The organism is Streptomyces sp. CB02261 (genome assembly GCF_001905665.1).
Classification (GTDB): Bacteria; Actinomycetota; Actinomycetes; order Streptomycetales; family Streptomycetaceae; genus Streptomyces.
Map to the genome: position 1 here is coordinate 534,519 of NZ_LIVX01000003.1, position 19,297 is coordinate 553,815.

The window sequence follows — 19,297 nt, forward strand, 5'->3', positions numbered from 1 at the left end:
GACCGATGTACAACCCCACAGTCGCCCGGCTCACCTACCGGGCCCTCCTCGGCCGCCGCAGGGCCATGATCCTCTTCCTGCTGCCCGGCATGCTGCTGCTCATCTCGGCCGCGGTGCGCGCCTTCAACGGCATGGACGACCAGGTCGCGGCCGACGTCCTCGGCGGTTTCGCGCTCGCCACCATGGTGCCGCTGATCGGTGTGATCGCCGGGACGGGAGCGATCGGCCCGGAGATCGACGACGGCTCGATCGTCTATCTGCTGTCCAAGCCGGTGAAGCGGTCCTCGATCATCTTCACGAAGCTGATCGTGGCGATCGCGGTCACCATGGTCTTCTCCGCGGTGCCGACGCTGATCGCCGGCTTCATCCTCAACGGCAACGGCCAGCAGGTGGCCGTCGCCTACACGGTGGCGGCGCTCGTGGCCTCCATCGCGTACAGCGCGCTGTTCCTGCTGCTCGGCACGATCAGCCGGCACGCCGTGGTCATCGGCCTGGTCTACGCCCTGGTCTGGGAGACCCTCTTCGGCTCCCTGATCGCCGGCGCGCGGACACTGAGCGTCCAGCAGTGGGCGCTGGCGCTCGCACAGAAGGTCACCGGCGACGGCCTGGTCACCTCCGACGTCGCGCTGCCCACGGCGGTGGCGCTCCTCGCGGGCGTCACGATCGTGGCCACCTGGTTCGCCGCCCACAAGCTCAGCAGACTGACGCTGGCCGGCGAGGAGTAGGAGCGCGCGGCCCCACCGGCGCGCCCCGTCTCAGACCGTCCGGTCCCGGGCCGCGAGCAGTCCCACGGTGAAGGCCGCCGCGCAGACGGCGAGGACCCCGCAGATCGGCGGGGTCCAGGAGCCGGTGGCCTGGTGGAGGACACCGGCCGCCAGCGGCCCCACCGCGGCGAGCAGATAGCCGACCGTCTGCGCCATCCCGGACAGCCGGGCCGCGGTCACCGCGTCCCCGGCGCGCAGGACGATCAGGGTCAGGGCGAGGCCGACGGCACCGCCCTGACCGACGCCGAGCACGGCCGACCAGAGCCAGGCACCCTCGACGGGCGCCACCATCAGACCGGCGTACCCGGCCGCGACCAGCGTGGTGACGAGCACGATCAGCGGGCGCTGGGTCCGCATCCGGCCGGCGAGCAGCGGCACCACGAAGGCGCCCGCGACCTGGATCAGGTTGTTGAAGGCGAAGACGACACCGGCCGTGGAGCGGCTCATCCCGTGGTCGGTGAAGATCGTCGGCATCCAGGCGATCAGCACGTACGACCACAGCGACTGCAGGCCCATGAACAGCGTGACCTGCCAGGCGAGCGCCGAGCGCCAGACGCTCACGGGGCGGGCGCCGGCGGCCGGGACGGCCCGTACCTCGTGGCCCGTACGGCCTCGGGCGATCAGCACCTGGGGCAGCCAGGCGAGGGCGGCGACCGCCGCGAGCAGCGACCAGAAGCCGAGCGAGCCCTGCCAGCCGCCGCCCAGCGCCTTCTCCAGGGGCACCGCGGCCGCCGCCGCGAGCGTCGCTCCGGCGATCATCGCGCCCGTGTAGACCGAGGTCATCGCCGCGGCCCGGCCCGGGAAGTCACGCTTGATCAGGCCGGGCATGAGCACGTTCAGCAGGGCGATCGAGGTGCCGACCAGGACGCCGCCGCCGTACAGCGCGTACACGGACGGCAGTACGCGCGCGAGGATGCCGACGCCGAGGAGGAGCAGCGCCGCGAACAGGACGCGCTCGACGCCGAACCGGCGCCCCAGCGGCGGCGCGACCAGCGCGCCCACGCCGAGGAACAGCACGGGCACCGACGTGACGAGGGAGCCGGCCGTCGCGGAGAGTCCGAAGGCGTCGGATATCTCGCCGACCAGCGGCGCCACGCTCGCGAGGGCCACCCGCATGTTCAGCGAGGCGAGCACGATCCCGGTCAGGAGCAGGACCGGGTGGGCGAGCAGCGCCCGGCGGGCCGAGGCCCCCGCGACCGAGGTCAGGACGCCCGCCTCGGCGTCGACGAGCACGGGCGTCCTCGCCCCCGCGTCGACGTGCCCCGGCGTCCTCGCCCCGGCGTCGACGTGCCCCGGCGTCCTCGTCCCGGCGTCCGCCTTTCGGGTCCCGGCGCCCATCAGGAGCGCTCCGTCAGCGCGGTGACCGTCTCCATGGGCACCCGCAGCAGTTCGCGGGCCTGTCGCTCCGCCGCGTCCGGGTCGGCCGTCTCGATCGCGGCCACCAGTGCCTCGTGGGCGTCGATGTCGACCGGCGGCATCTCCCGGTCGCCGAGGGCCTCCACGAGCACCTCGTGGACCTGCGCCGAGAAGAACCGGTACACCTCGACGAAGGCCGCGTTGTGCGTGGCGCCGACGACGGCCAGGTGGAAGGCGAGGTCCGCGTCGGCGTCCCGGTCGCCCTCCTCACGCAGGGTGGTGAGGGCGGCCCGCAGCCGCAGCAGGTCGTGGGTGTCCCTGCGGGCCGCCGCGAGCCGGGCGGCCTCGGCCTCCAGGGCGACCCGCAGTTCGAGGACGTCGGCCGCGCCGGCGTGCCGGACCCCGCGCAGGACGGCCGCCGGATCCGCGGTCGACCTGACGAAGGTGCCGTTGCCCTGACGCGACTCCAGGAGCCCGGCGTGGACCAGGACCCGGACCGCCTCGCGGACGGTGTTGCGGCCCACGCCGAGCTGCTGGGCGAGGTCGTGCTCGGTGGGGATACGGTCGCCGACCGCCCACTCGCCGTCCGCGAGCTGCGCCCGCAGCTGATCCACCACGGAGTCCACCAGCGAGGTCCGTCCCGCCGCCCTGAGTGCCATGCCGTTCCGACCTCTCCATATGCCCGGTTGCCCAGTCATCCTACAACTGACCGCGTAGGGGACACCGGACTACTGTGGGGCCGTACGCGGACCGAACACCCTCACCACCCTCGGGAGTCAGTCATGTCAGACCGCTTCGACGTCGTCGTACTCGGAGCTGGCCCCGGCGGCTACGTCGCCGCCATCCGCGCCGCCCAGCTGGGCAAGCGGGTCGCGGTCGTGGAGGAGAAGTACTGGGGCGGTGTCTGCCTGAACGTCGGCTGCATCCCGACCAAGGCCCTGCTGCGCAACGCCGAACTCGCGCACATCTTCAACCACGAGGCGAAGACCTTCGGCATCAAGGTCGACGGCACCGTCACCTTCGACTACGGCGACGCCTACCGCCGCAGCCGCTCGGTCGCGGACGGCCGCGTCAAGGGCGTCCACTTCCTGATGAAGAAGAACGGCATCACCGAGTTCCAGGGCCGGGGCACCTTCCTCGACGCGAACACCCTCCAGGTCGCCACGTCCGACGGCGCCTCGCAGACGATCACCTTCGACAACTGCATCATCGCGACCGGCGCCACCCCGCGCCTGCTCCCGGGCACCGCCCGCAGCGAGCGCGTCGTGTCGTACGAGGAGCAGATCCTCGCCGAGGACGCCCCGAAGTCGATCGTCATCGCCGGCGCCGGAGCCATCGGCATCGAGTTCGCGTACGTCCTCAACAACTACGGCACCAAGGTGACGATCGTCGAGTTCCTCGACCGGATCGCCCCCCTGGAGGACGAGGAGGTGTCCAAGGAGCTGGCGAAGCAGTACCGCAAGCTCGGCATCGACGTCCTCACCTCCACCCGCGTCGAGAGCATCGACGAGTCCGGCCCGCAGGTCCGCGTCACCGTCACCGGCAAGGACGGCGCGAGCAAGGTCCTGGAGGCCGACAAGGTCCTCCAGGCCATCGGCTTCGCCCCGAACGTCACCGGCTACGGCCTGGAGGCGACCGGCGTCGCCCTCACCGAGCGCGGCGCGATCGACGTCGACGGCCACTGCCGCACCTCCGTGCCGCACATCTACGCCATCGGCGACGTCACCGCGAAGCTGATGCTGGCGCACACCGCCGAGGCCATGGGCGTCATCGCCGCCGAGACCATCGGGGACGCCGAGACCATGGAGCTCGACTACCCCATGATCCCGCGCGCCACCTACTGCCAGCCGCAGATCGCCAGCTTCGGCTGGACCGAGGCGCAGGCCCGCGAGAAGGGCTTCGACGTCAAGGTCGCCAAGTTCCCCTTCGTGGCGAACGGCAAGGCGCACGGCCTCGGAGACGCCACCGGCTTCGTCAAGATCATCGCCGACGGGACGCACGGCGAGATCATCGGCGCCCACCTGATCGGCCCCGACGTCACCGAGCTGCTGCCCGAGCTGACCCTGGCCCAGCAGTGGGACCTCACCGTCCACGAGGTCGCGCGGAACGTCCACGCGCACCCGACGCTCGGCGAGGCCGTGAAGGAAGCGATCCACGGCCTCGCGGGACACATGATCAATTTCTGAGGTCTCTCCCAGGTCCAGGTGATAGGCACTGAGAGGTGCCGAGCGAAATCCTCCCGGGTGGCGAACCGTCCCGACCGATCAGGTCGTGGGTGCGTTCGTCACCCGGTACGCATCTCTGGCTGGCGGTCATCGCGATCACCAGCCTCGTCATCGCGCTGTCCCCCGAGGGCTTCGACACCTATCTCCTGCACCGCAACAGCAGCAATCTCCACCAGCTCGCGCACCACCCCCTGCGGGCTCTGCTCGGCAGCGCGTTCTGGATCGAGGACCCCGCCGACCTGCTGCTGTACGCGCTCCTCTTCGAGCTGCTCCACGCCCCGGTCGAACGCTGGCTCGGCACGCCGAGATGGCTCTTCACCGTCGCCACGGCCCACATCGCGGCGACCCTGATCACCCAGCAGGCGGTGCTACTGGCCATCCGGCACCACGAGGTGCCGCGCAGCATGGCGCACGTCGTCGACATCGGCGTCAGCTACGGCCTCGCTGCTTCCGCCGGCATCCTCACCTACCGGCTGGCCCGGCCCTGGCGCTGGATCTACCTCGCGGGAGCGGTCGCCTTCTTCCTCGTACCGCTCGCCGCCGACCGTACGTACACCGACCTCGGGCACGCGATCTCCCTGGCGATCGGCCTCGCCTGCTACCCGCTGACCCGCTCCCCCCGCGAAAAACCGGTCGCTCCCGAACGGGGGCCCGGCGCACACTAGTTGTACGGGGGACACGGGGGATCTCCCGGAGGCGGCCGCTTCGAGCGCGCGGACCTGAGTCCGCGCGGGCCGCGACCCGCGAAGGCCCGCTCCCCTCGGGGGAGCGGGCCTTCGTGCGTGTCTTCGCCGTGCTCAGGCGGCCAGCAGGCGCTCCAGGACGAGCGCGATGCCGTCCTCCTCGTTGGAGGTGGTCACCTCGTCGGCGACCGCGCGCAGCTCCGCGTGCGCGTTGCCCATGGCCACGCCGTGGGCCGCCCAGCCGAACATCGGGATGTCGTTCGGCATGTCGCCGAAGGCGATCGTCTCCGCGGCCTTCACTCCCAGGCGGCGCGCCGCCAGGGAGAGGCCCGTGGCCTTGCTGAGGCCGAGCGGGAGGATCTCCACGATGCCCGGTCCCGCCATGACGACGTCCACCAGCCCGCCGACCGTCTCCCGGGCGGCCCGGGTCAGCTCGTCGTCCGTCAGCGTGGGGTGCTGGAGGTAGAGCTTGGTCAGCGGCGCCGCCCACAGCTCGGCCGGGTCGTCGTACGGCACGTAGGGCAGCGGCCCCTCGTGGGCCCGGTAGCCGGGGCCCATCAGGACCTCGCCCTCCAGACCGTCGCGGCTCGCGGCCAGCGCCAGCGGGCCCACCTCCGCCTCGATCTTGGAGAGCGCGAGCCCCGCGAGCTGCCGGTCCAGGGTCAGCGAGGTGAGCAGCCGGTGCTCACCCGCGTGGTAGACCTGCGCGCCCTGTCCGCAGACCGCGATCCCGTCGTAGCCGAGGTCGTCCAGGATGTGCCGCGTCCAGGGCACCGCCCGGCCGGTGACGACGATGTGGGCGGCGCCCGCCGCCGTCGCGGCGGCGAGCGCGTCCCGCGTGCGGTCCGAGATGGACTCGTCGGCCCGCAGCAGCGTGCCGTCGAGGTCCGTCGCGACCAGGCGGTAGGGGAAGGAGCTCACTTGGCGATCGGCTCCAGGACCTCGCGGCCGCCGAGGTAGGGCCGCAGCACCGCGGGCACCCGCACCGAACCGTCGGCGAGCTGGTGGTTCTCCAGGATCGCCACGATCGTGCGCGGTACGGCGCACAGCGTGCCGTTCAGGGTGGCCAGCGGCTGCACCGTCTTCTTGCCGCCCTGCTCGTCGCGCATCCGGACGGAGAGGCGGCGGGCCTGGAAGCTGTCGCAGTTCGAGGCCGAGGTCAGCTCGCGGTACTTGCCCTGGGTCGGGATCCACGCCTCGCAGTCGAACTTCCGGGAGGCGGAGGCACCGAGGTCGCCGGTGGCGACGTCGATCACCTGGAACGGCAGCTCAAGACCGGTCAGCCACTGCTTCTCCCACTCCAGGAGCCGCTTGTGCTCGGCCTCGGCGTCCTCCGGCGCGACGTACGAGAACATCTCGACCTTGTCGAACTGGTGGACGCGGAAGATGCCCCGGGTGTCCTTGCCGTACGTGCCGGCCTCGCGGCGGAAGCAGGGCGAGAAGCCCGCGTACCGCAGCGGCAGCTTGTCGGCGTCGATGATCTCGTCCATGTGGTACGCGGCGAGGGGGACCTCGGACGTGCCGACGAGGTAGTAGTCGTCCTTCTCCAGGTGGTACACGTTCTCCGCGGCCTGGCCGAGGAAGCCGGTGCCCTCCATGGCGCGAGGACGGACGAGCGCGGGGGTCAGCATGGGGATGAAGCCGGCCTCGGTGGCCTGGGCGATCGCCGCGTTGACCAGGGCGAGCTCCAGGAGGGCGCCGACGCCGGTCAGGTAGTAGAAGCGCGAGCCGGAGACCTTGGCGCCCCGCTCCACGTCGATGGCGCCGAGCGCCTCGCCGAGCTCCAGGTGGTCCTTGGGCTCGAAGCCCTCGGCCGCGAAGTCGCGGATGGTGCCGTGCGTCTCCAGGACGACGAAGTCCTCCTCGCCGCCCACGGGCACGTCCGTGTGGACGATGTTCCCGAGCTGGAGCAGGAGTCCCTTGGCCGTCTCGTCGGCCTCGTTCTGCTCGGCTTCGGCGGCCTTGACGTCGGTCTTCAGCTGCTCGGCCTTCTGGAGGAGCTCGGCGCGCTCCTCGGGGGTGGCCCTGGGGATCAGCTTGCCGAGCGCCTTCTGCTCGGATCGGAGCTCGTCGAAGCGGACGCCGGACGACCTGCGCCGCTCATCGGCGGAGAGCAGGGCGTCGACGAGCGCGACGTCCTCTCCACGGGCGCGCTGGGAGGCGCGAACACGGTCGGGGTCCTCACGGAGCAGGCGAAGGTCAATCACCCCACCAGGCTACCGGTGCGCGTTCGCCCGCCCCCACCGGATAACGTCACGCGTGTTGTCACGCGTACCGTTTCGCCCGAATTGGCACCTGAGGAATAGTGCGGATCGAGGGCTCCGCATTCAGTTATCCACAGGCTGTGCGGAAGATCTGTGGACCACGGGAAAGATCGCGCGGATTTCCTCTCCCCGGCCTGGCAATTCCGTGATCAAACACCATTCGGGCACTCATTTGGGTGGGAATTGCTCGCCCTCGGGGTGGGTCGAGCGGGGAGTGCTGACGGCGGCGCCCTCTCTCCGCTGTGGACAGGGGGGACGGCACGGGGAGTTGCTAGGGCGATTTGTCGACCTTGTCGGCGCGCGCTGTCGACTTGTCCCCAGGTTGCTGACGGGTCCTGTGGATAACTCCTGTGGGGAACTAAAAATATGCAGGTAGGACTAGTGGATCGCGCCTGTGGACGAACGCCCCCGGCCAAGGGAGCGTTCCGTCACCATCGGGTCAGGCCCGACCGTCCTGGGCCCTCGCCAGCCAGTCGGAGGCCGCCATGAACTCCCCGTCCGAGGTACCGCGCCGCAGCGCCCGCACGTCCTCGACCGCGACACCGGCCCTCGGGTACGAGCCGAGGAACCGCACCTTGGGACAGATCCGCTTGAGGCCCATCAGCGCCTCGCCCACCCGCCGGTCCGAGATATGGCCCTCGGCGTCCACGGCGAAGCAGTAGTTCCCGATCCCCGCTCCCGTGGGCCGGGACTGGATCAGCATCAGGTTCACCCCGCGCACCGCGAATTCCTGGAGCAGTTCGAGGAGGGCACCCGGATGATCGTCACCCAGCCACAGCACCACCGAGGTCTTGTCCGCGCCCGTCGGGGCCGCCGGGCGGGCCGGCCGGCCCACGAGCACGAACCGCGTCTCCGCGTTCTCCGCGTCGTGGATCTCCGTGACCAGGGCTTCGAGGCCGTACGTCACCGCCGCGAACTCCCCGGCGAAGGCGGCGTCGAAGCGGCCCTCCTGCACCAGCCGGGCCCCGTCGGCGTTGGAGGCGGCCGACTCCCACACCGCCTCGGGCAGGTTCGCCCGCATCCAGTTCCGGACCTGCGGCTGGGCCACCGGGTGCCCCGTCACCGTCTTGATCTCCGACAGCTTGGTCCCGGGCCGCACGAGCAGCGCGAACGCGATCGGAAGGAGCACCTCGCGGTAGATCATCAGCGGCTCGCCGGAGGCCAGCTCGTCCAGGGTCGCGGTCACCCCGCCCTCGACCGAGTTCTCGATCGGCACGAGGGCGGCGGCGGCCTCCCCGTTCCGCACGGCGTCGAGTGCGGCCGGCACCGAGACCATCGGGACGAGTTCCCTCGTCGCGGCCTCGGGCAGCGTACGCAGCGCGGCCTCCGTGAAGGTGCCCTCGGGGCCGAGATACGTGTACCGGGTGGCGGACATACCGTCACCCTAATGGGCGCCGGGGGCGCGGGACGCCCGCCCGGGGCGTCAGGACTCCAGGAGCCGCTGCCCCACGTACTCACCCTCGGCGGGACCACCCGGGACCGCGAAGAGGCCGCTCGCCTCGTGGCGGATGAACACGGACAGCGCGTCGCCCCGGTCGAGCTTGCGCTGCACCGGGACGAAGCCCCGCAGCGGGTCCGCCTGCCAGCAGATGAAGAGGAGACCGGCGTCCGGCGTGCCGTCCGGACCGATGCCGTCGTGGAAGGAGAACGGCCTGCGCAGCATCGCCGCACCGCCGTTCTGTTCGGGGGCGGAGATCCGGGAGTGCGCGTTGTCCGGGATGACCGTCGAGCCGTCCGGGCCGCGCTTGTCCAGGTCCAGCTCCGTGGTCTCCGTACCGCCGGTCAGCGGGGCCCCGTCGGACTTCCGGCGCCCGATCACCTTCTCCTGCCGGTCGAGCGGGAGCTTCTCCCAGTCGTCGAGCAGCATCCGGATCCGGCGCACCACCGCGTACGAGCCGCCGGCCATCCACTCCTCCGCGCCGGTGGCCCCCGCCGGGACGAAGATCCGCCGGTCGAAGTCGGGGTCGGTCACCTTCGGATTGCCCGTGCCGTCGACCTGACCCATCAGGTTGCGCGCGGTCATCGGCTTCGCGGTGGCACCGGCCGACCGGTTGAAGCCGTTCATCTGCCAGCGCACCCGAGCCGCGTCGCCCGCGTCCTTCTGCAGCGCCCGCAGCGCGTGGAAGGCGACGAGCGCGTCGTCGGCACCGATCTGCACCCACAGGTCGCCCTCCGAGCGCCGGGGGTCCAGGGCGTCGGCGGAGAACGCGGGCAGCGGGTCGAGCCCGGCGGGGCGGCGCGCCACGAGCCCGGTGCGGTCGAAGAACGTACGGCCGAAGCCGAAGGTCACGGTGAGGGAGGAGGGTCCCGCGTCGAGCGCGATCCCGGTGTCCCCGGCCGGGGCGCTGCCCGACATCACCGCCTTCGCCGTCGCCGACCAGCGGCGCAGCAGGGCGACGGCCTCCTTGCGGCCGGCGCCCGGCGCGAGGTCGAAGGCGACCAGATGGCCCCGGGACTGGAGCGGGGTGGTGATACCGGCCTGATGTTTCCCGTGAAACATCACCTCGGTCGCCCCGACCGTGGTCAGCGCCGGGGCGCCGCCGGCTCCGGCCGTGGCGGCGGTGTCCCCGCCGGACACGGCCGTGGTGACCCCGGCGCCGCCGGCCGCACCGATGACGAGTCCGGCCGCGCCCGCCGCGCCGACGGTGCCCAGCAGACGTCGCCGGGAGATCTCAGGATGGTCGTTCTCGGTCACGGGTCAGCCGATCTTCACGTTCTTGTCGATGGTGGTCTGGTCGATCTCGGAGGTACGGACGGTCACCTGGATCCGCCACTCCCCGGGCATCGGGATCTGGACGCCGCTCGCGCTCCAGTGTCCGGTCTGGATCCGGTCGGGGGCGACGGGCAGCGGGCCGACGTCCTTGGCCTCCAGGGTGAAGGCGACCTTGATCTCGGGGACGTCCAGCGGCTTGCCGTTGGGTCGCTCGACGTAGAGGTGCAGCGCGTTGGCGCCGGTGCGGCCGGGGTCGAGGCTCAGCCGGACGACGCCCTTGCCGTCGACGCCGCCGGTGTCGAAGGGCAGCCGGATGTCGACGGGCCGGTCGGGCACGGCGGCCGGGCCGGCGGCGGCTCCGCTCCGCGCGGTCTCCTCCTCGGTGCGGCCGGGCTCGGTCGAGGTGAGGACGGTGGTCACGGCGAGGAGCACGACGGCCACCGCGGCCTCGGTCAGCACCGAGCGCCGCAGACCGGACCGCTCGGGGTCGGCGTCCCGCTCCCGCTTGCGCCGCGCGGTGGCGACGGCGGCCCGCTGTCGGGCGAGCTGCGCGGCCCGCTCCGGGTCGGGAGATCCCTCCGGATCGGCGGCCCGCTCCGGATCGGCGGCTCGGTCGGCCTCGTCGGCCGCAGCGGCCTCCTGGGCCTCGTCGGCTGGGGAGTCGTCCTGGGTCTCGTCGGCCTCCTGGGCCTCTTCGGCCTCTTCCGCTCCCTCAGCCCCTTCGGCCCCTTCGGCCCCTTCGGCCCCTTCGGCCCCCGAGATCCCCTCCGTCTCCTCGTCCTCCCCGGCCGTCTCCTTCGGCGTCGGGTCGGCGAGCCGCTGGATCCAGCGGCGGGAGACCCACGCGATGCCGAGGAGCACGCACATCAGGCCGATCTTGACCAGGAGCAGCTGCCCGTAGCGCGTCCCGGTCAGCGCCGACCAGGAGCCGACCTGGCGCCAGGACTGGTAGAGCCCGGTGGCGGCGAGGACGGCCACGGAGCCGAAGGCGACCTTGGAGAAGCGCTCGACTGCCGCGCGTTCGACGGACGGGGCCCGGTAGAGGGCCACGAGCAGCACCGTGAGACCGCCGAGCCAGGCGGCGACGGCGAGGAGGTGCAGGATGTCGACGGGCATGGCGATGCCGGGCTGGAGACCGGTCGAGGCGTGCTCGGCCAGGGCCCAGGTACCGGCGATTCCGGCGGCGACGACGGTGCCGCCGAGGCCGAGTCCGAAGGCGAGGTCCTTCTTCTCCTTCGGGTCGGTGCGCCGGGCGTAGGCACCGAAGAGGACGGCCACGAAGAGCGCGGCCGCGCCGAGCAGCAGCAGCCGGGAGGTGAGCGCCGCACCCGTCTTCGTCTCCAGGACGGCCTTGAGGCCCGCCAGGTCGAAGGCGTCGGCGAGTTCACCGGAGCCGGTGTACGGATTGCGCAGGAGCAGCATGACGAGCGTGGCGCCGGTGAGGGTCAGCCAGCCCCGGACGACGGTCTGCTGCACGGGCCGGACGCTCGCGCCGCGAGGCCAGCAGGCCAGGACGAAGGCGCCGCCGCCGACGAGGACGGCGAAACCGGCGTACGAGAGGTAGCGCGCGATGCCGTAGAGGGCGCCGACGATCCCGCCGCCCGCCGTCCGGTCGGGCAGGGAGACGGACGTGCTGGACGGGGCGCCGATGGAGAAGGTGAAGGCGCCGGCGATGGGGTGGCTGTCGGCCGAGACGGTCTGCCACGCCACCGTGTACGTGCCGTCGGGCAGTCCGGCGCGCAACCCCACTCCGTAGCGGACGACGGAGCCGCTGCACAGGTCGCGTATCTCGCCGGTGTCGGCCCGCCTGCCCGCCGGGTCGAGGACCCGGATGGAGTCGGCGCTCATGGCGACCTGTTCGGAGAAGGTGAGGTTGACCTCCTTGGGAGCGGTGGCGACCACCGCCCCGTCCTTCGGATCGCTGCCGGTCAGCGCCGCGTGCGCGGACGCGGGGGCGGCACCGGCGAGCAGCGTGCCGAGCAGCGCGGCCGCCAGGATCAGCAGCCGGGCCAGGGCGGAACCGAGGCGCGGGGCGGTGGTTGTCATCTGTGGGTCACTCCGTCAGTTCTGTCGGAACTCCGTCAACCCGCTCAGTGCTGCTGCGGGTTGTGGGTGGCGGCCTCGACGGGAAGCTCGACCTTGATGGGGTCGGACTTCTCGAAGTGGAGCTCGATGCTGACCTTCTCGCCCTGCTTGGGCTTCTTCTTCAGCTCCATGAACATGATGTGGTTGCCACCGCGTTCCAGGGAGAGGGTGCCGTTGGCAGGGATGTCGAAGGACTCGACCTCCTGCATCTTCTGGTTCTTCGTCTCGTGGATGGTGACGTCGTCCGAGATCGGGCTGGTGACGGAGGTGAGCTTGTCCGCCGTGTCACCGTCGTTGGTGATGGTGAGGAAACCACCGGCCATGTCCATCACCGGCTGCGGCATGAACGCCCCGCTGACCTTCAGCTCGGGCGCGTCCCCGCCGGACGAGGACGACGAGGACGAACACCCGGTCAGTGCGAGCGCGGCGGCGAGCGCCACGGCGGCGGACAGGGTGGTGGTGCGGCGGTTCACGGGTTCTCCCCCTTGATGAGCTTCGGCAGGTCCTTGGCGTAGTCGTCGATGGTCGCGTCCTCGCCGTACAGGACGTAGCCCTGGTCGGTCGTGGGCGAGAAGGCGATCACCTGTGCTCCGTGCATGGAGACGACCTTGCCGTCCTTCTCCTTCTTCGGCGGGTCGATGCCGATGCCGATCTGCCGGGCCCCCGCCTGGATGGTGGAGAACGCGCCGGTGAGGCCGGTGAAGGTGGGGTCACCGGCGGCGGGCAGCCACTTGGCGAGCTCGGCGGCGGTGTCCCGCTCGGGGTCGGTGGTGACGAAGACGACCTGGAGCTTGTCCTGGTCGGCCTTGGGGAGCTGCTTCTTGGCGATGGCGATGTTGCTCATCGTCAGGGGGCACACGTCGGGGCAGTGGGTGTAGCCGAAGTAGATGAGCGTCGGCTTGCCCTTGGTGCGCTCCCGCAGGTCGTACTTCTGGCCCTTGGTGTCGGTGAGGACGAGCGCGGGCTTGGTGAACGGCCGGTCGAGGACGGTGGCGGCCTTGGTGGAGTCGCTGCCACCGGAGACCTCCGCGACCGCGCTCGTGTTCTGGCCGGAGGCCTTGCCGTCGTCGCCGCCGAGGGCGACGGCCGCGGTGATGCCGAGCGCGGCCACGATGGCGACCGCGGCGACGATCAGCGGGGTGCGAGGGCTCGGAGAGGATGTCTTCTCTGCGGACATGCTGTGTCTTTCCGCTTCTTCCTGGAGTGTCAGGGGTGAGGTGCGGCCGGCGGTCAGAGCGAGCGGCGGCGGCCGGCGAGGACACCGAAGGCGACACCGGCGACACCGATGAGGATGCCGAGGACACCGAGGATCCGGGCGGTGGTGTCGGAGGAGTCGGCGGCGGCCGTCTCCTTGTGCGACGCGGTCTCGTCCTCGTGCCCGGCCTTGTCGTCCGCGGAGGCGGAGGCGGAGGCGGACGGGGCGGCGGCACCGCCGTGGTGGTCGTCGGAGGCGGCCGAGAGCTTCAGTACGGGGGCGGGGAACTGCGGTTCCTCCGCGCCCTCCTTCTGCTCCTCGATCCAGCGCACGACGTCCTTGTTGTCGTACGTCTGGATCGCCTTGATCACCAGCTCGTCGGCGTCCTCGGGCAGCCGGCCGAGGGAGAGCGGGAACTGCTGGAACTGGCCGGGGCCGATCTTCGAACCGTCGGCGGTCCAGGTGACCTTGGAGACGGCCTCGTTGATCTTCTTGCCGTGCAGCTCCAGGGGCTTGCTGAGCTTGCTCCGGGTCACCTCGGCCTTCCAGCCCGGGACGGGCTGCGGCATGACGGAGGCCAGCGGGTGGTCGAGCGGGAAGTTGACCTCGACCTTCACGGTGGAGGCGTTGTCGCGCTCGTTGGGGACCTTGATGTTGACGGTCGCGTAACCGCCCTTGGCGGCCTCGCCCTGCGGCTGCACGCTCACGTGCGCGAAGGCCGTGCCGGACAGCAGCACGACGGAGGAGAGGGCGATGCCGCCGGCGAGGGCGACGCGGGAGGCGGAGAGGCGGGAGGAGGACGGACGGGAAACGGTCATGGCAGAAGACACTCCAGCTCGAAGAACGACGGTGGGGTCCGGCGCGCCGATGCGGGGGACCCCCGCGGGCGTGCGGACGGGCGCGGCTCCCGCTCCTGCTGAGCGGGGCACGTCGGACTGCGTCGGACTCGCCGGCCTGTGCGCAGGCCGTCCCGGCCCGGACCGTCAGCCTGGATCAGGCCGCTCGGGCTCGGGTCAAGCCGCACGGGACCGGACCGCTCGGACCGGTCGGACCGGCCCGGTCGGCCCGGGTCAGCCCGGGTCAGGCCGGAGTCAGGCGCGGGTCAGGCCGGTCGGCCTCGGTCAGCGCGGATCGGCCTCGGTCAGGCGGTCGGTCGCGGTGGGCGGTCGGCCTGGGTCAGGCCGCGAGGACGCAGTCGGCGGCCGGCGGGCCGCGCCTGATCACCGTGTCCTCGAGCGCCTCGGCCATCCGGGGCGGTGAGGAGCCGAAGGCCGTACGGACCGCCCGTCGCGGCCCGGTGCGCGGAGCCGTCGACAGCCCGGTGAGCAGCGCCCGTACGAGACGGAGCGCGGCCCGCAGCGAGCGGACGAGGGCGCATTCGGCGAGCTCCGTCGCACCCTGCTCGGAGAGTTCGACGAGGCGGCTGAGGGCGTGGTCCCCGCGGCGCAGCAGCCAGCCCGCGGCGAGGGCGGCGAGCAGGTGGCCGAGGACCATGGGAAGGCCGGGCAGCAGCGCACCGGCGGGCGCGGTCGCCGTGGTGGTCGCGTGGCCGGCGTGGGCGTGGACGGCCGTCGAGGCGGCGGCCGCCGGGTCGAGACCGGCGTCGCGGAGGATCCTGGCGGCGTCGGCGGAGTTCAGGGACGCGGTCCCCGCCCCGCAGACCAACCGGGCCGCCATCCGGACGAGGGCGTCGTCCGCCTCGGCGCCCAGGGTCAGTCGCTGCCGGCCGAGGCCGAACAGGATGTGCAGACCGAGCTGTCCGCCGGCGAGGGCGCCGACGACGAAGCCGAGGGAGCGCTCCCGTCCGGTGAAGAGGACGGTGACGCCGAAGACGCCGAGGAACCCGGCCAGGAGGGTCCACAGGGCGATCCCCGCGCAGGCGGCGAGAGCGTGCCCGAGCGCGGACAGCACGACGCAGACCGCGGCGAACACCGCGGCCCTCAGCAGCCGTGGAGCGAGCGCGGGGGCATTCATGGCGGGCCCATCATCGCACCAGGGATCCCAGCGGCATGCGGCAGGTCCATAAGGTCGTTCTTGGGGGCCTTCGGGGTGACATACACCGGTGCACGGGCCGGTTGTATCCGCCGAACGAGCGCTCTTGTCGCCCCCGGGGGCTTAGGGGGCGTGCCGTCCGGCAATACGTATCGGTATGTCGAGCCGCTGCCGGGAGGCTGGAGCATGAGCATCTGGTGGTCACTCCATCTGCGGCGTGAGGCGGCGAGCGTGCCGCTCGCCCGGCGGCTTCTGATGGGGACGATGGAGACGGCGGGCGTCGATCCCGACGTGTCCTACGAGCTGTCGGTCGCCCTGACCGAGGCGTGTGCGAACGCGGTGGAGCACGGCGGCGGCGCCGGCCGGGGCCGCCCGCAGGGGGCGTACCGGGTGACGGCGTACCTGGACGGCGAGACCTGTCGGATCGAGGTGGCCGACTCCGGTCCGGGGTTCCCCGGCGCCGAGGTGCCTGCGGCCGCGCCGGACGCCGAGAACGGCCGGGGGATGCGGCTGATCGAGGAGCTCGCGGACCACGTGCACTTCGGCAACCGGTCGGGCCGGGGCGGCGCGGTGGTCAGCTTCGACAAGATCCTGAAGTGGAAGGACACCCCTTCCCTTCTCATGGCCTGACCTTCCCCCCTTCTCCCGGCGTGAGCGCCCGCGCGGCCCGGGAGCATGAGGACGGGGAAGGGCCCCCGCCGGTCGGTCGGCGAGGGCCCTTCGGTTCCAACGTACGCCGGGATCAGCCCTTCAGCGCGGCCATCCACGCCTCGACCTCGTCGGCCCGGCGCGGCAGTCCCTCCGACAGGTTCCGGTTGCCGTCCTCGGTGACGAGGATGTCGTCCTCGATCCGGACGCCGATGCCGCGGTACTCCTCCGGCACGGTCAGGTCGTCGGCCTGGAAGTACAGGCCCGGCTCGACGGTCAGGCACATGCCCGGCGCGAGGGTCGTGTCGACATAGGCCTCGGTGCGCGCGGCGGCGCAGTCGTGGACGTCCATGCCGAGCATGTGGCCGGTGCCGTGCAGGGTCCAGCGGCGCTGGAGCCCGAGCTCCAGGACGCGCTCGACCGGGCCCTCGACGAGACCCCACTCGACGAGCTTCTCGGCGAGGACGCGCTGGGCGGCGTCGTGGAAGTCACGGTAGGCGGCGCCGGGCTTCACCGCGGCGATGCCGGCCTCCTGCGCCTCGTACACGGCGTCGTAGATCTTGCGCTGGAGCTCGGTGTACCGGCCGTTGATCGGCAGGGTGCGGGTGATGTCGGCGGTGTAGAGCTCGGTGGTCTCCACGCCGGCGTCGAGCAGCAGCAGGTCGCCGGAGCGCACGTCGCCGTCGTTGCGCACCCAGTGCAGGGTGGTGGCGTGCGGGCCCGCGGCGCAGATGGAGCCGTAGCCGATGTCGTTGCCCTCGACGCGGGCGCGCAGGAAGAAGGTTCCCTCGATGTAGCGCTCGCTGGTGGCCTCGGCCTTGTCGAGGACCTTGACGACGTCCTCGAAGCCGCGGGCGGTGGAGGCGCAGGCCTTCTCCAGCTCGGCGATCTCGAAGGAGTCCTTGATGAGGCGGGCCTCGGAGAGGTAGACGCGCAGTTCCTCGTCGCGCTCGGCGGTGACCTTGTCGGTCAGCGCGGCCTCGATGCCGGCGTCGTGGCCGCGGACGGCGCGGACGGGGCCGGTGGCCTCGCGGAGCGCGTCGGCGAGCTCGCGGACGTCCTTCGCGGGGATGCCGAGGAGCTGCTCGGCCTCGGTGAGGGAGTGGCGGCGGCCGACCCACAGCTCGCCCTGGCCGTCGAGCCAGAACTCGCCGTTCCCGCGGTCGGAGCGCGGCAGCAGGTAGATCGTGGCCTCGTGGCCGTCGGCCGTGGGCTCCAGGACGAGGACGCCGTCCTGCGTCTGGTCGCCGGTGAGGTACGCGTACTCCGTGGAGGCGCGGAAGCTGTACTCGGTGTCGTTCGACCGGGTCTTCAGCTTGCCGGCGGGGATCACCAGGCGCTCGCCGGGGAAGCGGGCGGACAGCGCGGCGCGGCGCGCGGCGGTCTTGTCGGCCTGGGCGATCGGCTTCAGGCCGTGCAGCTCGGTGTCGGCCCAGCCGGACTTCATGTTCTCGGCCAGCTCGTCGGACACGCCCGGGTACAGGCCGTTCTTCCGCTGCTTGATCGCCTGCTCTTCGGTCTCTTCCGGGGTCTCCGGCGTGAGCTCCTCGGCCACGGGTCTGCCTCCTCTTGGTACGACACTGAACCCCCACCATCGTACGGTCGTACGGAAGGGGGCCCAGGGCCGGAAGACCCTTACCGGAATGTCACCGTCCGCTTACCGGGGCTCACCGGCGCGGTCACTCGAAGCGGGCGGCGAGCAGGACCACGTCCTCCCCGTCCACGGCGGTGCCGAGGCCCTCGGGCAGCAGGGTCCGCAGGACGTGGTCCGCGACGGCTCCCGGGTCGCTCCGGTCCGCCTTCGGCACGCTCGCGGCCGCCGCGTGGAGCCGGGCGAAGGCGCGGTCCATGGCGTCGCCGGTACGGCGCAGCAGCCCGTCCGTGTAGAGAAGCACCGTTTCTCCGGGCGCCGGGGACAGCTCCACGCTCGGCGCCTCCCAGCAGGAGAGCATCCCGAGCGGGGCGGAGAGCGAGGTCTCGACGAACTCGGTGCGCCGTTCGCCCACGACCAGCGGCGGGGCGTGCCCGGCTCCGGCGAGGACGATCCGGCGCCGGGCCGGCTCGGCGTAGGCGAAGAGCGCGGTCGCCGAGCGTGCGGGCTCGGTGAGCCGGAGCAGGAGTTCCAGGTCGGACAGGACGGCGACGGGGTCCTCGCCCTCCATCACCGCGTACGCCCGGAGGGAGGCGCGCAGCCGGCCCATGGCGGCGAGGGCGCTGGGCCCGGTCCCGGAGACGGAGCCGACGGCGAGCCCGAGGGCGCCCTCGGGCAGCGGCAGCGCGTCGTACCAGTCGCCGCCGCCCCGGGGGCCGGTGTGGTGGCGGGCGGCGAGCTGGACGCCGGGGACGCGGGGGAGGCGGCTGGGTAGCAGCTCCTCGGTGATGGTGGAGACCTGGACGCGGGCGCGCTCGACCTGGAGGAGGCGGGCGAGGTGCTCGGTGGCGAAGCGGCCGTACAGCCCGATGAGGTGGCGCTGGCGGTCGTTGGGTTCGGCGGGCTCGTCGTAGAGCCAGACGGCCGCGCCGAGCCCGCCGGCGTCCTCGGTGGCGAGGGGGAGGGCGTAGCTGGCGGCGTAGCCGAGCCGGGCGGCGACCTCGCGGTGGCGCGGGTCGAGGCCTTCCTCGGTGCGGACGTCGCGGATGGCGATCGGATCGGGGACACGCTCGGGATGGCCGGGCTCGGGGAGGCCGTCGAGGAGGCGCCCGTAGCTGCTGGTGCCGCGCGGGACGGTCTCGATGGTGCCGAGGTCGGAGTGGGCGAGGCCGAGACCGATGGTGGCGGCGGGGCCGAGGCCGTCGGCCGGTTCGAGGACGGCCATGCCGCGACGGGCCCCGACGAGGGCGGCGCCGGCGCCGAGCACCTCGCGCAGGGCCTCGTCGAGGGAGGAGGTCCTGATGAGGCGCTCGGTGAGTTCGTGGAGGGTGGTGAGGTCGGAGACCCAGGAGGCGAGCCTGTCCTGGATCAGCGCCCCGGGAGGAAGGGCCGTGTCGGAGGGTGTCGCCGCCGCGGGCACCCCGGGGAGGGGCGCCGTAGTGTGCGGTGGCCCGGGAACTGCTGAATCGATTCCAGCCACTTTCGGCAGGTGTGGGGCGCTCATGTCAGTCGGCTTTTCGACCGGTGCGTTTGACGCCATAGCATCGCAAACCCCCATGTCATTCTGCGCCGCTCAGTGCATCCACATGTACACGCACCAGAGGAGCGATGTCCAGCATTGTCCCCATGGGACTTGTGGTGTCCGTGGGGTTGTTCGGGAGATGGTGCGCAAGGGTTGAACTGCGCGGCAAGTTGGCCGAAAATTGTCCCCGGTGTGCACCTTTTGCGGTCGACTGGCGTCGTTTGAAGGCGCGTCATTCCGAGCGTGCTGGGTACGTAAT

Annotated in this window: 17 protein-coding genes; 4 read left to right on the top strand and 13 right to left on the bottom strand. The window is 72.0% G+C overall.

The genetic code is table 11. The features are described 5' to 3' along the window. Window positions 1-5 precede the first annotated feature (5 nt). Entirely contained in the window at window positions 6-725 is a 720-nt protein-coding gene (locus AMK29_RS12540) for an ABC transporter permease (protein ID WP_073811796.1), read from the top strand. Window positions 726-755: 30 nt separating this feature from the next. Here AMK29_RS12540 and AMK29_RS12545 read toward each other — a convergent pair whose 3' ends face one another. Both AMK29_RS12545 and AMK29_RS12550 read right to left on the bottom strand, forming a co-directional pair. Continuing rightward, window positions 756-2,102: a CynX/NimT family MFS transporter gene (locus tag AMK29_RS12545; protein WP_107422572.1), complete on the bottom strand. Its 1,347-nt coding sequence runs from the start codon at window positions 2,100-2,102 to the stop codon at window positions 756-758. Further along, a complete protein-coding gene (locus tag AMK29_RS12550; protein WP_073811799.1) occupies window positions 2,102-2,779 on the bottom strand; it encodes a FadR/GntR family transcriptional regulator in 678 nt (225 codons plus the stop codon). The genes AMK29_RS12545 and AMK29_RS12550 overlap by 1 nt, the downstream gene beginning before the upstream one ends. 123 nt (window positions 2,780-2,902) lie before the next feature. Here AMK29_RS12550 and lpdA point away from each other — a divergent pair, with 123 nt between their 5' ends. Together lpdA and AMK29_RS12560 are read left to right on the top strand one after the other, a co-directional pair. After that, window positions 2,903-4,306 (top strand): dihydrolipoyl dehydrogenase, encoded by a 1,404-nt coding sequence (gene lpdA, locus AMK29_RS12555; protein WP_073811802.1) that lies wholly within the window; start codon window positions 2,903-2,905, stop codon window positions 4,304-4,306. A gap of 89 nt (window positions 4,307-4,395) precedes the next feature. Then, on the top strand, window positions 4,396-5,010 hold the full coding sequence (locus AMK29_RS12560; protein WP_311775882.1) for a rhomboid-like protein: 615 nt from the start codon (window positions 4,396-4,398) through the stop codon (window positions 5,008-5,010). A gap of 132 nt (window positions 5,011-5,142) precedes the next feature. Here AMK29_RS12560 and AMK29_RS12565 read toward each other — a convergent pair whose 3' ends face one another. The 9 genes from AMK29_RS12565 to AMK29_RS12605 all read right to left on the bottom strand — a co-directional run bounded on the left by AMK29_RS12565 (window position 5,143) and on the right by AMK29_RS12605 (window position 15,259). After that, window positions 5,143-5,949: an HAD family hydrolase gene (locus AMK29_RS12565; protein ID WP_073811805.1), complete on the bottom strand. Its 807-nt coding sequence runs from the start codon at window positions 5,947-5,949 to the stop codon at window positions 5,143-5,145. Further along, on the bottom strand, window positions 5,946-7,235 hold the full coding sequence (gene serS / locus AMK29_RS12570) for a serine--tRNA ligase (RefSeq protein ID WP_073811808.1): 1,290 nt from the start codon (window positions 7,233-7,235) through the stop codon (window positions 5,946-5,948). The genes AMK29_RS12565 and serS overlap by 4 nt, the downstream gene beginning before the upstream one ends. A 496-nt stretch (window positions 7,236-7,731) precedes the next feature. Then, window positions 7,732-8,667, bottom strand: a complete 936-nt coding sequence (gene pheA, locus AMK29_RS12575) for a prephenate dehydratase (RefSeq protein ID WP_073811810.1) — start codon at window positions 8,665-8,667, stop codon at window positions 7,732-7,734. A 48-nt stretch (window positions 8,668-8,715) separates the two neighbouring features. Beyond that, a complete protein-coding gene (efeB, locus tag AMK29_RS12580; RefSeq protein WP_073811813.1) occupies window positions 8,716-9,987 on the bottom strand; it encodes an iron uptake transporter deferrochelatase/peroxidase subunit in 1,272 nt (423 codons plus the stop codon). Window positions 9,988-9,990: 3 nt separating this feature from the next. Continuing rightward, window positions 9,991-12,051: a copper resistance protein CopC gene (locus AMK29_RS12585; RefSeq protein ID WP_073811816.1), complete on the bottom strand. Its 2,061-nt coding sequence runs from the start codon at window positions 12,049-12,051 to the stop codon at window positions 9,991-9,993. 44 nt (window positions 12,052-12,095) lie between these two features. Continuing rightward, window positions 12,096-12,563, bottom strand: a complete 468-nt coding sequence (locus tag AMK29_RS12590) for a copper chaperone PCu(A)C (RefSeq protein WP_073811819.1) — start codon at window positions 12,561-12,563, stop codon at window positions 12,096-12,098. Then, window positions 12,560-13,267 (bottom strand): SCO family protein, encoded by a 708-nt coding sequence (locus AMK29_RS12595; protein ID WP_073811822.1) that lies wholly within the window; start codon window positions 13,265-13,267, stop codon window positions 12,560-12,562. The genes AMK29_RS12590 and AMK29_RS12595 overlap by 4 nt, the downstream gene beginning before the upstream one ends. Before the next feature lie 53 nt (window positions 13,268-13,320). Continuing rightward, window positions 13,321-14,103 (bottom strand): YcnI family copper-binding membrane protein, encoded by a 783-nt coding sequence (locus AMK29_RS12600; protein WP_073811825.1) that lies wholly within the window; start codon window positions 14,101-14,103, stop codon window positions 13,321-13,323. Window positions 14,104-14,461: 358 nt separating this feature from the next. After that, window positions 14,462-15,259 carry a hypothetical protein gene (locus AMK29_RS12605; RefSeq protein ID WP_073811828.1) on the bottom strand — a complete coding sequence of 266 codons (798 nt, stop codon included), beginning with the start codon at window positions 15,257-15,259 and terminating at the stop codon, window positions 14,462-14,464. 204 nt (window positions 15,260-15,463) lie between these two features. Between AMK29_RS12605 and AMK29_RS12610 the strand changes: the two genes are divergently transcribed. After that, window positions 15,464-15,907 (top strand): ATP-binding protein, encoded by a 444-nt coding sequence (locus AMK29_RS12610; RefSeq protein WP_073811831.1) that lies wholly within the window; start codon window positions 15,464-15,466, stop codon window positions 15,905-15,907. A 112-nt stretch (window positions 15,908-16,019) separates the two neighbouring features. Here AMK29_RS12610 and AMK29_RS12615 read toward each other — a convergent pair whose 3' ends face one another. Together AMK29_RS12615 and AMK29_RS12620 are read right to left on the bottom strand one after the other, a co-directional pair. After that, window positions 16,020-17,480 (bottom strand): aminopeptidase P family protein, encoded by a 1,461-nt coding sequence (locus tag AMK29_RS12615; RefSeq protein WP_073811836.1) that lies wholly within the window; start codon window positions 17,478-17,480, stop codon window positions 16,020-16,022. 124 nt (window positions 17,481-17,604) lie between these two features. Beyond that, the gene (locus AMK29_RS12620; protein WP_079196855.1) at window positions 17,605-19,056 is read right to left on the bottom strand and encodes a PP2C family protein-serine/threonine phosphatase; all 1,452 of its coding nucleotides are present in this window, start codon (window positions 19,054-19,056) and stop codon (window positions 17,605-17,607) included. Between the last annotated feature and the right edge of the window lie 241 nt (window positions 19,057-19,297).